Here is a 14451-nt window from a genome sequence, read left to right as displayed (position 1 = left end):
AAAAGCCCTTATTTGAATTTTGTGAGGGCAAAATAAAGAGGTTGGAATGAAAAAAAGAGGTTTTTTCACAGCCTGACGTTCTGGTACTACCTTTAGATTTGCATAATAAATTATTCGTAAATTTAAATTAACAACCAAACTGACAAAGTACACCATTGGTACTACAAAGTTTTTAGACTTATCCGCTGATTAGGACTTTGTCAGTTTATATTGAACAAGCATCAAATAGTAATTCAGGTTTTAAGGCCTATTATCAAGGTTACGAGTGTGTTCAATAATTTGGTTGCTAATGCTTAAAATCTTTTCTTATGAGTAAATTTAAACATTTTTTAGGTATCGATGTGTCAAAAGAATATTTTGATGCCGTAGTAATTTTGGATAGAAATAAAGAAAAATCAATTCACAGCCAGTTTGTAAATGATTACAAAGGAATCAAGTCCCTTTGCAAATGGCTCAAGGAACAAGGTTCCACGTTTGAAAACACGCTTGTTTGTTTAGAACACACAGGAATGTACGGCAAGTTAATAATCAAATGTCTAATGATTGAAAAGTTCTCACTTTGGGTCGAAATGTCACTGAAAATTATTCGCAGCATTGGGGTTCAAAGAGGCAAAAACGACAAAGTTGATGCCCAAAGAATTGCTTTTTATGCCATGAAAAATGTGGAGGAAGCAGTTATTTTTAATGCTCCCAGAATGGAAATCAACAAAATGAGAAATCTTTTGTCCCTGCGGGAAAAATTAGTTGCAACAAAAGCTTCTTTGTTGCGAAATGTAAAAGAACTCAAAGCCTTTGATTTGGAAGTAGCCAGACTTTCTGAAAAACTACAGAAAAGCACCATCAAGGGAATTGATTTGGATCTAAAAAACATTGAAAAACAATTGGACAAAACAATAAATGACGATGAAAATATTTCTAGAATTTTCACTCTTGTCACATCTGTTATTGGCATCGGAAAAGTAACGGCTTTGTTTTTGATTTGTTTTACAAACGAATTTACAATGTATACAACTCCTCGCCAACTGGCTTGTTATGCAGGTGTTGTACCTTTTGAACATACCTCGGGGAAAAGTATTCGCTCAAAACCAAAAGTCCATTATGTGGCTAACAAAAAATTAAAAAAACAGCTTCATATGTGTGCCTTGTCAGCAATTACCAGTGATCCTGAATTAAAAAATTATTTTAATCGAAAGGTGGAAGAAGGTAAAAACAAGATGCTTATCATAAACAATGTTAGGAACAAACTTGTACATAGAGTATGTGCATGCATAAGAGAAAACAAAATGTTTGAAAAAAGACAAGTAGCGTAAAAAAAACATTAAATAAAATTTCTTTTGAAAGGAAAGAGAAAAAAATGCTCTTCCCCTTCGCAAGACTTTTTTGTTTTTCCTAAATCAAAGTTATTAATTATTCGCAAAAAATAGATGGCTTTTTTACGAATTTTTATTTGGTAATACCATAGTAATCAGCGGGTTTGAGACTGAATTAAGACCTATTTTCGGATTTGCCAAATCATCCAAATACAAAACCAACTTTCCATTAAGCGTATTGCCTAAATCCATTGTTGTAGCTGTTGTGCGTCGTTTTTTTATTTATTCAGTTTTTTCAAGCTTTCATTTATCCATTCATTATACCATTCTGCAAAATTATATCTCGATTTAGTTTCAGTTTTCAATGGATATATTCCTTCATCATTTGCTCTTGCATCAATCCATATATTTCCTTTTTCTATTCCCGAAACTACCAAAAAATAATAAATTGCACATCCATAATGACAAATTCTAATACTTCCATAAATATGTGTTTCACTAAAACACTCTAATTCCCAATTTTTAAATTCGTCACTTTCTGTAAAATCTTCATCATTTTTGTTTTCTGAATATGCTAAATTCCATTTTTCTATATATGGAAAATTTTTATTTAAAAAATTACTGTTCTCAATGTCAAGTTCAATATTCCAATCTTCCAACTTGAAAACTCCGTACGCTGGACCAACTCCTCCATTTCCGATATTTTTTATGAAATTTCTATATTCCGAGGGCAGTTCAATTTGATTCGTTTTTTCAAAGTCTAGAATTTCTTCTTCTTTTAAACAATTATTTAGTTCATATTTATGTTCTTTGGAACCAAATAATTGAAATGGGTTTTTCTTAAAAAATCCATTTCCATCAATTTTTTTAAGCTTAGTAATTAGTTCTTTTTCGATTACCATTTAAGTTTTCGTTTTTCTCTTTTAATTATTGTTCATTTTCTGAATATTCAACGTTCTTTGAAGTCTTTAACATTTCTACTTTTTGGCTTTGAGTAAAATCGCCATCAGTAATGTCAAAAGGTTTTATTTTTATGTTTTTTGGAACATTATACTTTAACGTAAAACTATGATCAGGTAGAAAACCATCATACCAATAGTAATAAGATATGTTTTTTGCTTCTTTTGATATTTTTGGAAACCATTTTGTTTTAATAATTAATTGATATTCTTCAAATGTTAAATTTTCTGCTTTGGTTTCACTTTCACTGCCATTTATAAATTTTATCTTTTGTGATAGTTGTCTCCTTAAAGTTATATTTACAATTCTGTTTTCAATAAATTTTTGAGAATAGTTAAAATATAAAATAAAGCAGATTGTAAATATTAATAAAGCAGATATTTTTTGTTTTGTAGATTTAGAATTTATTTTTTTCCACCTAAAATATGAGATAAGAATTCTTATTCCTATTAAAGATAAAATAGTAAAACCGATAATTTTAAATATTTCTATTTCAATAATAGAACCATCAAGAACAGTTTCAAGTTTGTCCACTGAAATATTAAGAAATACCAACAATATCAATGCATTTATAAAGATCAAAGCTAAATATCTTAATTTCATTTTTTATATTTTCGTTTCGTTTAGTCAAAATGACACACAACTAGTATATAGGCCTGATAAATGCCAGACTTTATCTTGTGCTAAGATATATACAATTCTTGATAAATCGTAAAAAGGATTTTAATTTGGAGTGATACACTTTTTGTGTAAATGAGAATTTAATCCATACATTCCATAAGTAATAAATCGCCGTCTGTATGGGTCAAAGTAACGAGTCCGTCTTGGGCAACGGCATTACTGCTTCCTGTTCGGTATCCTATAGTGAGTGTGTCGTTTTCTAACGGATATACTAAATTTTTAGAATGGATTCCGTTTACAATTCCAATGGGGATTAGTGAAATTGGAGTTCCTGCAGTGTACCATTTTTCAAATTTATTGGGCAATAAAAATATTTTGGAATGGTCGTCGAGGATAACGATCTTGATTGAATTTCGGTAGCGGACAATATTCGTGAGATTCGTAATGGTATGATCGGCACGTTTTCCGGTTGCCCACACTACATTTACGGCAGGAATCTGTCTTTGGATGAGGTAATCGAATGCTTTTTCTAAATCAGTTTTGTCTTGGTCGGGCGTGTGTACAATTTCTATTGGATACTGCTTTGTTTTGTACACTTCGGGGTTAAATCCGCGGTCGAAATCGCCTAACAGCACATCGACTTTAATGCCTAATTCCAACACCCTTTCGATAGCCGAATCAAGTACAATTACCAGCGGTGACCATTCGAGTAGTTGTCCCAGTAATTCGGGATTGCAGGAAGCACCGTTTGCAATGATTAAAGCTGGTTCTTGGTCGTCGCGAACGATGTGGTGTGAAGACATAAATTAATTATGAGTTGTGAATTATGAAATGTTCTCCAAAGATAGTATTTCTTGATTCGTAATTCATAATCGGTAATTCGTATTTTTTAGCCCAGATAGCAATGGAAAGCCCGGAGTGCAAAAAATTAATTTTTCTTGTCCTAAAAGAGCGACCAGCGGAAGCTCCTTTTAGGGCTTAGAAAAATAGTTTTTTGAACGAGGACCTGTAATGGATAGCTGGATTAGCTACTGAATAGTATAACTGTCTGAATCTATTTCGGCAAGATGGAAAAAGCCTAATGGATAATCATTGGGATTGGTTTGATTGAAAATGTTTCCTCTTAAGGTTGCTGGAGGTGTTGCAAAAGGGTTTCCTCCATCGCTTCCGGCAATGTTAAGTAATTTGTTCATATAATTACTGTATTGTTCTGTGATTCCCTGTAAGCTGTATTGTATTACATCTCCTTTTTTGAGTTTATCGTCTCGATACAGAGCAAACATTGAATTACCTTGAAAAAATTCGTCGGAAAGAACACCATATTCAGGATAAGCAATATTAGCGTTTTTAGCACCTACCAGATAAAAGTTATCTTGGGCTTCATTGTCCTGCCAATAGAATTTAATTTCATAAGAATCTTTACCATCGATACCAGGTTTTGTGCTTTGCTCCGTCGACGCTATTATTGGAGTGGGCATAAATTTAGATTTGGAAGTATAAGTCTGACCTTTGTAGGTTATGGCAAGCGCATATTCGTTATTGATGACTGGGCTGAAATTATTGCAGACATATTCTCCTGTTTGTCCGTTTTCAATAAATTGATAAGCGACAGGAGTATTAGGTGTTGTGTTGGTAACAACAACAGTGGCTCCTGTTGCCACAGGAATGGTATTGGAATAAAAATCGGTTGTGGTGGTCAAATTAATTTTTTGAACCGCTCCAGTAGTTCCTTTTTCCCATTTAATAGATGCGTCTATTACTAATTTTGGAGGTGCGGTGTCTAAATCAACATTGACTACATCTTCGCAGCTTACAAGAGAGAGCGAGGCAATTAGTAATACTATATATTGTTTCATGTTTTTCATTTTATTAAAATTTAAAATTATAAGAGACGGATGGAATTGCTCCAAAAATAGAAAGTTTTACGGCTTCGTTTGCACCCGTATCTGCGTTTTCTCTAAAACTCATTGAGGCAGCGTTTCGGCGGTTGTATAGATTATAAATACTAAAAACCCATTCACTTTGCCATCCTTTCTTTTTGAAAGGTTTTGGAATATATGTGGCCGACACATCTAAATGATGGTAAAAGGGAAGACTGCTTCCATTTCGTTCTCCATAACTTGGTACGGTAATGCCTTGATAAACATATTGCCCATTCGGGTATGTCACGGGCTGTCCAGATTGGAAGGTGAAATTTGCTCCGAAATTCCATTTTTCGCTTAAGGTATAATTTCCTGTAAAAGCCAAGTTATGTAATTTATCGTAAGGAGAGCGGTACCATTCTCCGTTGTTAATTCCTATTTCATCAGGAGTTCTGCCAGGAGTTCTCTGCTGTGATTTTGATAAGGTATAAGCAATCCAGCCGTTAAATTTCCCTGTGTTTTTGCGCAGTAATATTTCTAAACCATACGAACGCATTTCGCCGTTAAGTATTACCTGCTCGATTGCTTCATTGGCAACTAAATCAGCACCATCAATGTAATCCATTCGGTTTTTTATTTTTTTATAAAAAGTTTCCAGTTCTAAGGTATATTCGTTTTGTTTAAAGTTATTAAAATATCCGAAAGCAACCTGATCGGCAATTTGAGGCTTAATATACTCGTCGCTTGGCGTCCAAACATCCAGCGGAGTAGGAGAGGCGGTATTGGAAACCAACTGCAGGTATTGTACCATGCGGTTATAACTGGCTTTGACAGATTGATTATTGTTTAACTCGTAAGCTACAGATACACGAGGCTCAAAATTGTCATAGTTGGCAATGGTTTTGTTTTTTTTGTAAAAGACCGTTCCTATCGGTTTTGCCTTTTCGTAAATTTTTAGATCAGAATCGTAAGCTACAGGCTGGCCGTTTTCATATTGATTAATAGTTGAGCTTCCCAATCGGTTAAAAATACTATAGCGAAAACCATAGTTAACAGCCAATTTATTGGTTAGAACTTGTTCTGCTTCCAGATAGATTCCATTTTCTAAAGCATATTTTTTTTCTAATTGTTTAAAATTAACGCTGGAATTATTTCCGCTTGGGTCAATTGTACCAGGGTTGAAATCGTAATACGTAGAGTTGAAACCGTAGTTCAGTTTTATATTGTTGGATAAATAATGCTTGAAATCGTATTTTAAATTGTAATTTCTAATGCCCGAATTCCAGTCGAATCCAAGGAAATCAAGTGTTAATCCGTAATAGTAATCACTGTAAATGAAAGACAGATTAGAGAATAATTTGTCGTTAAAAAGATGATTCCATCTCAGATTTAATGTTGCATTACCATACGTATTGGCAAAAGTTTCGTTTAGAGAAAATACATCACGGCCAAAATATCCCGAAAGGTACAAGCTGTTATTGGGATTAAATTTGTAGTTAAGCTTTGTATTTAAATCATAAAAATAGGCAGAGTTGTCATTGTTGGCTAATTTTAGAAAAAGATGCGCATAAGAAGCACGGCCGCCCACTAAGAAAGAACCTTTGTCTTTTACAATAGGACCTTCAGCAAGAATTCGGCTGGTAATTAATCCAATTCCTCCATTCATGTGAAAATCATTGCTGTTTCCGTCTTTTTGATAAATGTCTAAAACAGATGATGCTCTTCCTCCAAATTTGGAAGGAATTCCGCCTTTGTATAATTTTAAATCTTTGATGGCATCCGGGTTAAAAACGGAGAAAAACCCAAAAACGTGCGAGGAATTAAAAATGGTTGCTTCGTCTAAAAGAATTAAATTTTGGTCGGCACCGCCGCCACGGACATTAAATCCAGATTGTCCTTCGCCAGCATTGGTAACGCCGGGCAGAAATAAAATAGACTTGATAACATCTACTTCGCCCATTACAACCGGCATTTTTTTGATTGCCGAAATGGATAGTTTGTTAACACTCATTTCGGGTTTTCTAATGTTGGCAGTATTTTTTTCGGAGGTAATTACTACTTCTTCTAGCTGTTGTCCTGATTCACCGAGTGAATAATTTTTTTAGTGTTTTTGGCTAATGAAATTTTTTCTGATAAACTTTCAAAACCAACATAGCTAATGCTGATTTCATAATCGCCTTTGGGTAAGGTGATTGAATAAAATCCGTATTCATTGGTCGTAGTTCCTATTTTTAATTCAGGGATTGCTACGTTGACACCAATCAGGGTTTCATTGCTGTTAGCATCCGAAATGGTTCCGCTAATTGTGAACTTTTGTTTGTCAGCATCGGCATTGTTCTTCTCTTGCGAAAAAACAGTAAAAGAAATGAACAGAAGTAAGGAAATGTAAGTAATTTTCTTTAAAATCATTTTTTTGTTTTTGAATTGCAAATATCAATATATTGCAGTTTAATTCGTACTTTATATGTGTTAATCTATCGTTAATATAGAGTAGTGAAAATTTACTTTGAGTAATTAAAAATCCATTCTGCCAAATGTTTTTTTGACAGAATGGATTATAAACAGAGTACTTTTTTTTGTAAATCATTCTGTTGCTATTTGCAATTTCCCAGACGGGGATTGTTGATAGAACTGCATTGAAATTGGTATTTGCTTTGAGCGTAAGCAGGAGTAGGATTGTCCGTAACTTCCAGCGGAGCTAATGCTTGTCCGTTATAACTGGGCATACTAGTCTGTGCGGCCGAACCATTTCCTAGGGCAACATTTTTCCCTGTGGCATTACCATTAAAACTATAATCTATCAGCGCATCCAAAAGACGGTAGATTCCATAATAATCGTAGGCATCATAAGATGTTTGGGTATTTGGTAATGTATGTTCGGCGGTATAAGTATAGGTTGGAAGAACGCTTTTTTTGATTAAAATAAAATCTTTTTCCGAATTTGGAATATTGATATTGTTGAAAATATCAATTGCTAACCGATGGTCATTGGTTACATCATCATCATAAACTTGGGTAATTAATTTTGTGTTTGACGGAAAACTTTGTAAATCCTCGGCTGTGATCTGGTGTGCATACCATTGTGCCATTGCAAAAATAAAACGGCCGTTTTTACCCCAGCCTTCATCTATAAAACCTCTGTGAGCCAATGCAAACGATGCACCGCCTCCAAACGAATGCCCCATAAAACCCACTTTTGATGTGTCAATGATATTTGGATAATCGGTCACAGCTTTCTTGAAACTTTCCCATAAGGTGCTGTATCTTTCATCTACTGTGACTCCCGTTGTTGGATAAGGAGCAAAAACAACCACATATCCTTTTTTGGCTATAAACTCATATAAGCCAATATTGTAACTGCTTTCTTCTCCGCCATAAGGATGTGAATAAAAGATGGTTGGTCTTGCAGTACTGATCTCTTTTGGATAAAATATCGTTACATTTTTGCCGCTATACAAGGGACTGGGAAACGATACTTTGGCAACTGTATATTCTCCATCTGCACCATATCCACTTTTTGGACGTGAAATTGGACCTGCTAAATCATCATCCACATAAGTAGTTGTAGGGTCGGGATCATTTTTGGAACAAGAAGTTATAAAAAGTGCTGTTAAAAGAAGTTGTAAAATAACTTTCATAAGATGTGCTTTTTTGGGGTTAGATGCTCATTGGATAATCTTATTAATGAAAGGTTTAATATGTGTAAAAAAAAGTTAAAGTTTGTGTTTTATATCTCCTGAATTGCAAAAGGAAGATCCTCTGTCTTTTCTTTTGCTCTTTTTTTTCCAAGTTTATCCACTCTGTACATTAGTATTATGGATATAATCGAAATACAGACAATTATAATTCCTAAGGTGTTATAATGTTCCAATGGACTCAACTTATCTTTTTGTACAACAATAGTTCCTGCAAAAGCGGCCGCAATACCGCCAGCTATTTGCTGTAAGGATGAATTAATACTCATAAAAGCTCCTCTGTCCTGCATATCTGGAATTGCTGTTACTAGAGCAGTGGATGGTACCATGCGTCCCATAATTCCCATCATCATTAAAACATTTAAAAAAGCAACTAATGCAAAAGGAGTAACCCCAAGATTGGTGTAAATTGTTATCATTACAATGGTCCATAATGAGCCAAATACGAATATTTTGTATTTGTCTATGCGGTCGCTTAGTTTTCCGATTAACGGCATTACGACCAATGTCGCTATGCCTGCAATCATGAATACCATAGGCAATTGATTTTCGGTGATGTGCAAATTGTTTATGGCAAAAGCACTGCCAAATGGCATCATCATAAAACCTCCGATGGAAAGTAATGCTGTGGCTGTAAATCCAACTCGGTAATCTTTTTTGGCAATAGTATGCATTAAGTGTCTGAAAGCTGATTTATCTGATTGTATTTCTAAATGTTTTGTAATTGGTTTTAGTTTTGTTGCTATAATCAGAGCAATAATTCCCGCCATCCCTGCAACCCATAAAAAAGGAGCATGCCAGCCCCATGCATTGGCAAGGTATAATCCGATAGGAATGCCTAGAATTTGACTAGCCCCAAATCCCATTTGGACAAATCCCATTACTCGTCCACGTTGTTGAAGTGTAAACAAATCGGCAATAATAGCCATAGAAATCGAACCAATAACACCTCCAAACAAACCAGTTATGATTCTAGCTGCTACCAGCCAATAGTATGAAGTAACTATTCCGCATAAAATAGTTCCTGCAATAAAACCAATGTAAAAGAATAGCAATAATTTTTTTCGGTCAAATTTATCAGCAAATCCAGCTGTAAGCAGTCCTGAAATTCCTGCACTAAATGCATAAGCAGAAACGACTAAACCAAAACTTGCTGGTTTTAGATCAAGGGATTTCATCAATATATCACCCATTGGAGACATTACCATAAAATCGAGAATGACGGTAAATTGAGTAATAGCCAGTAAAAAAACGGCTAATTTTTGATAGGATGTAAACGGTATAGCCTGAGTGTTTTTATCTTTCATTTTTTTTGTTTATTCTAATGGAGCACATTCAAAATCATACTGATTAATAAGATGAATTATATGTTCTTCGGACAAAGTGTTCGTTACAATCCGTAAGACACAATCAATATCTTCTTGATCTACATTCCATTCATGTATTTCGGAATGTTCGTTTAATGTGCTGATTATTTTTTGTTTATCGTTTTCGGTTTTTATATTGGTTGCAAAAACCAATACGTTTTCTAAATGGTTTTCCATAGTTCATTATTTTAAGGTGTCAATGCTTTTATGACCAATTCGAATGCTTCGTCTGCTATTTTTTCAGTGAGTTTAAAAGGACCTCCTCCAAAATTTTTGCCTTCGTTTTCAAAACGTAATAAAGAGTAGAGAGGTCCGTAGGCAACGCTCCAAAATACTTCTACCGATATGGGAAGTAATTCTTTTTTGGCAATAGCATTTTTAAAAAAGTCACCCATTATGATTTTGAAATCAGATAAGCTTTCTTCCATAATATAGTCTCTATAACTGGAATGGCTCAAGAGTTCCCAACAGGCAACATTCAAAGGATGTTTTAATGCAAATCGTCCTCTGTTTTCCCATTGCTTGCGTAAACCTTCTTTAAAAGGCATAGTTGACGAAAAGTCTTTAACCATTTCGTTAAAAAAACTTTGGCCAATATCAATACCGATTTTTTTTATCAAGTCGTCTTTATCGGTATAATAGATGTAAAGAGTCGCTACCGAAACACCGCTTTCTTTTGCCAACCGATTCATTCCAAAGCCTTCAATACCTAGTTTTACCAGCATTTCTATGGCTTTCTGTTTGACTATTTCTTCTTTGTTTGTATCTCTTGTTCGCATAGGTTTTGTTTTTTACGAAACAAAAATATTAAATATAAATGAATGTTCGCTTATTTATGAATAATTTTTTTTGCCTTAAATTTGAGTTTGATTGATTCTGAAAGGATGGTTTTCTTAAATTTAATCTTTAGAATTGTAAATAAATTAAAAAAAAGATAAATGGGATTAGTACAAAGTTTTTATAAAAATATCACTCTGAAGATAATGCTGTCTTTGTTTTTTGCAGTTTCTTTTCAAAGTTTAAATGCTCAAAATTTAAAAGGAATAACTAATGTAAGAGATACTTCCTATGCCACAGTTAGTGCTTTCAAAAAAACAGTGAAAGATTTTCCCAATACTACGATAGTTTCAAAAATGCATTTTGATTTTGTAAAACAAAAAAATGATGTTGTTTATTGCAGTTATGGAAAGCGAAAAATGAAATTGGATGTTTTTTTTGATGTGAATGCAAAGAAAAAACAAACTGCAGTTATTATTATCCACGGTGGAGGCTGGCGTTCCGGAAACAGACAGCAGCACCATCCGATGGCTCAAAAGCTTGCAAGTTTAGGCTATGTGTGTTTTACTCCCGAATACCGTCTTTCGACTGAAGCACTTTTTCCAGCAGCCATTTATGATTTAAAAGCAGCTATTCGCTGGGTTCGGGAAAATGCCAATCAGTACAATATTGATCCAAACAAAATAGTTGCTCTTGGATTTTCGGCAGGAGGCGAATTGGCTGCTTTTATGGCTACAACCGGAAATATGCCTCTTTTTGAAGGTGCTGTAACCAATTCTGATTCGTTATCACAAGTAAATGCTGTTGTCGATATCGACGGAACTTTGTCTTTTGTTCATTCAGAATCAAGTGAAGGTGATGACAGCAAGAAAATATCGGCTGGTACCTATTGGTTTGGATATTCGAAAAAAGAAAATCCTAAACTTTGGGAAACGGCTTCTCCGTTGAGTTATGTAAGTGCTGCTACACCGCCAACATTGTTTATTAACAGTTCGGTTGCTAGAATGCATGCTGGGCGTGATGATTACAGAAAGGTTTTGAATGAAAATGGTATTTATTCAGAAGTTCATGAATTTGAGAATTCGCCACATTCTTTTTGTCTTTTTAATCCTTGGTTTGATCCAACAATTCAATATATAGACAGTTTTTTGACTAAAGTCTTTACCAAGTTTTAAATAATGCAACTTAAGGGTTCATGATGAGAGGGATATAAGATTCTTTGTCAGTTCGCTATCGCTCGTAAGAAGCGAAAAGCGGGACGATATTTACTGAAAATGCCACCCGAGCGATTGAACAGGCGAAGCAAATCTTTCTGCTCCAAAATTAATGATCGAGTTCAGATTACGAGATGATAAAATAAGTGTATAAAAAAAGACAGCCCTTTCAAGCTGTCTTTGAAATATATATAAACTAATAAAATAAATTAAGCAGTTCTTAATGCTGTAATTTTATTTAAAATGGTGTTGAATGTTTCACTTGGACGCATGGCACTGCTCACTAATTCTGGATTTGGCTGATAATAACCGCCAATGTTTTGCGCTTTTCCCTGCGCTCCAATTAATTCACTGTTGATTTTTGCTTCATTAGCTTCAAATTCAGCTGCAATAGGAGTGAAGATTGCTTTCAATTCAGCATCTTTTGTTTGAGCAGCCAAAGCCTGAGCCCAATAAAAAGCTAAATAAAAGTGAGAACCTCTATTGTCAATTTGTCCAACTTTACGAGCTGGAGATTTGTCAGTAGCCAAGAATTTATCATTAGCTTCGTCTAGTGTCTCAGATAAAACAATTGCTTTTGAATTGTTTAATGTTTGTCCTAAATGCTCTAAAGAAGCTCCTAAAGCTAAAAACTCACCAAGTGAATCCCAACGTAAGTATCCTTCTTCAATAAATTGTTCAACGTGTTTTGGAGCAGATCCTCCTGCACCTGTTTCGAATAAACCGCCACCATTCATTAACGGAACGATAGAAAGCATTTTTGCTGATGTTCCAACTTCAAGAATCGGAAACAAGTCAGTTAAATAATCACGCAGTACGTTTCCTGTTACAGAAATAGTATCTAAACCTTTGATGATTCTTTCTAAAGTAAATTCAGTCGCAGCAATTGGATTAAGAATACGAATGTCTAAAGCTGATGTATCGTAATCTTTTAAATATTTTTGAACCTTAACGATTAATTCTCTGTCGTGAGCTCTGTTTTCGTCTAACCAAAATACAGCTGGAGTGTTAGATAAGCGGGCTCTGTTTACTGCCAGTTTAACCCAGTCCTGAATTGGAGCATCTTTGGCCTGACACATTCTGAAAATGTCATTAGCTTCAGCAGTTTGTTCCATTAAAATGTTTCCGTTTTGGTCAACTACACGAACAGCTCCGTCAGCTTTTATTTGGAAAGTTTTGTCATGAGATCCGTATTCTTCTGCTTTTTGAGCCATCAAACCTACGTTTGGCACGCTTCCCATTGTAGTTGGATCAAAAGCTCCGTGTTTTTTACAAAAATCGATAGTAGCAGTATAAATTCCAGCATAACAACGGTCTGGGATAACTGCTAAAGTATCTTGTGCTTTTCCTTCTTTATTCCACATTTGTCCAGAGGTACGAATCATAGCCGGCATAGAAGCATCTACAATTACATCTGATGGCACGTGCAGGTTAGTAATTCCTTTTTCAGAATTTACCATTGCCAATGCTGGTCCATTTTCTATAGCTTGGCTGATTGCTGCTTCTACTTCAGCTTGTTCTGGTCTTCCTGCAATTTTTGCATATACATCACCTAAACCATTTCTGGTGTCGACACCAATTTCAGCAAATAAAGCAGCATATTTTTCAAAAACTGCAGCGAAATAAACTTCTACAATTGCGCCAAAAATAATTGGATCTGAAACTTTCATCATCGTAGCTTTCAAGTGAACTGAAAGCAATATGTTTTGTTCTTTCGCTTCTTTGATTGTTTTAGAAACAAAACTTTTCAAAGCATTCACGTTCAATACTGAACTGTCAATGATTTCACCAGCTTTTAACGGAGTGCTTGCTTTTAAAACAGTAGTTGAACCGTCTTTAGCAACAAATTCTATTTTTACATCATTTGCCTCAGCAACAGTAACTGATTTTTCACTTCCGTAAAAATCACCGCTTTCCATCGAAGCTACTTTGGTTTTTGAATCAGATGACCAAGCTCCCATAGAGTGAGGATTGGCTTTTGCAAAATTCTTGACAGCTCTTGGCGCTCTACGGTCAGAATTTCCTTCACGTAAAACTGGATTTACAGCTGATCCTAAAATTTTAGAATATTTTGCTTTAATTTCTTTTTCAGCATCGTTTTGAGGATCTTCAGGGAAATTCGGCACTGCATAACCGTGAGACTGCAATTCAGCAATAGCCGTTTTTAATTGTGGTACCGATGCAGAAACATTTGGTAATTTTATAATGTTGGCTTCAGGTGCAGTTGCTAATTTTCCAAGTTCAGATAATGCATCAATTGTTTTTTGATCTTCTTTTAAAAATTCAGGAAAGTTTGATAAAATTCTTCCTGCAAGAGAAATGTCTCTTGTTTCTATTTCAATATCAGAAGTAGCAGTAAATGCTTGAACGATTGGTAAAAAAGAGTAGGTTGCCAATAAAGGAGCCTCATCTGTCAGTGTGTAAAAAATCTTAGCTTTTGATGTCATTTTTTTATTTTTTTGATCTAAATCATAAAGTTTATAAACAGACCTTATGGACAATTATAACGATTGAGATAAGGCGGGCAAAGATATGAAATGAAGTTGTAATAGTGTTTTAAATTTAATATAAAAAAATAATATTAAAAGGGTATTCTGTGATATTCCTAATTTGCTATTTTTAGTACCTTTTGATTTCTGAATTGT

General features: G+C 34.6%; 11 protein-coding genes and 1 pseudogene. 2 read left to right on the top strand and 10 right to left on the bottom strand.

Features of this window, described 5'->3' with window-relative positions; genetic code table 11:
- Positions 1-308 precede the first annotated feature (308 nt).
- Positions 309-1310, top strand: coding sequence for an IS110 family transposase (locus CLU83_RS10520; protein WP_100430195.1), 1002 nt, complete (start codon positions 309-311; stop codon positions 1308-1310).
- Between the two features lie 278 nt (positions 1311-1588).
- On the opposite strand, the gene CLU83_RS10515 is transcribed toward CLU83_RS10520, so the two are convergent.
- The 9 genes and pseudogenes from CLU83_RS10515 to CLU83_RS10475 form a co-directional block, all read right to left on the bottom strand.
- Positions 1589-2212, bottom strand: coding sequence for an SMI1/KNR4 family protein (locus CLU83_RS10515; RefSeq protein WP_100431567.1), 624 nt, complete (start codon positions 2210-2212; stop codon positions 1589-1591).
- Between the two features lie 25 nt (positions 2213-2237).
- Positions 2238-2873, bottom strand: coding sequence for a hypothetical protein (locus CLU83_RS10510; RefSeq protein ID WP_100431566.1), 636 nt, complete (start codon positions 2871-2873; stop codon positions 2238-2240).
- 158 nt (positions 2874-3031) lie between these two features.
- Positions 3032-3694, bottom strand: coding sequence for a thiamine diphosphokinase (locus CLU83_RS10505; RefSeq protein ID WP_100431565.1), 663 nt, complete (start codon positions 3692-3694; stop codon positions 3032-3034).
- Positions 3695-3919: 225 nt separating this feature from the next.
- Complete coding sequence (locus tag CLU83_RS10500; RefSeq protein WP_232727056.1) at positions 3920-4747, bottom strand: DUF4249 family protein; 828 nt, start codon at positions 4745-4747, stop codon at positions 3920-3922.
- A 13-nt stretch (positions 4748-4760) separates the two neighbouring features.
- Positions 4761-7162 (bottom strand): annotated as a pseudogene (locus CLU83_RS10495) (TonB-dependent receptor domain-containing protein).
- A gap of 185 nt (positions 7163-7347) precedes the next feature.
- The gene (locus tag CLU83_RS10490; protein WP_198512280.1) at positions 7348-8391 is read right to left on the bottom strand and encodes an alpha/beta hydrolase; all 1044 of its coding nucleotides are present in this window, start codon (positions 8389-8391) and stop codon (positions 7348-7350) included.
- Positions 8392-8480: 89 nt separating this feature from the next.
- Positions 8481-9755 carry an MFS transporter gene (locus CLU83_RS10485; RefSeq protein WP_100431563.1) on the bottom strand — a complete coding sequence of 425 codons (1275 nt, stop codon included), beginning with the start codon at positions 9753-9755 and terminating at the stop codon, positions 8481-8483.
- Positions 9756-9764: 9 nt separating this feature from the next.
- On the bottom strand, positions 9765-9992 hold the full coding sequence (locus CLU83_RS10480) for a hypothetical protein (protein WP_100431562.1): 228 nt from the start codon (positions 9990-9992) through the stop codon (positions 9765-9767).
- An 11-nt stretch (positions 9993-10003) separates the two neighbouring features.
- Entirely contained in the window at positions 10004-10594 is a 591-nt protein-coding gene (locus CLU83_RS10475) for a TetR/AcrR family transcriptional regulator (protein WP_100431561.1), read from the bottom strand.
- A 159-nt stretch (positions 10595-10753) separates the two neighbouring features.
- Between CLU83_RS10475 and CLU83_RS10470 the strand changes: the two genes are divergently transcribed.
- Entirely contained in the window at positions 10754-11767 is a 1014-nt protein-coding gene (locus CLU83_RS10470; protein WP_232727054.1) for an alpha/beta hydrolase, read from the top strand.
- 248 nt (positions 11768-12015) lie between these two features.
- Here the strand turns inward: CLU83_RS10470 and CLU83_RS10465 are convergent, their stop codons facing one another.
- Positions 12016-14253 carry an NADP-dependent isocitrate dehydrogenase gene (locus CLU83_RS10465; protein WP_100433698.1) on the bottom strand — a complete coding sequence of 746 codons (2238 nt, stop codon included), beginning with the start codon at positions 14251-14253 and terminating at the stop codon, positions 12016-12018.
- Positions 14254-14451: the final 198 nt, after the last annotated feature.

It is taken from the genome of Flavobacterium sp. 1 (genome assembly GCF_002797935.1).
GTDB lineage: Bacteria > Bacteroidota > Bacteroidia > Flavobacteriales > Flavobacteriaceae > Flavobacterium.
The sequence above is the reverse complement of the archived record's forward strand: the minus strand, read 5'-3'. Positions and strand labels throughout refer to the sequence as shown.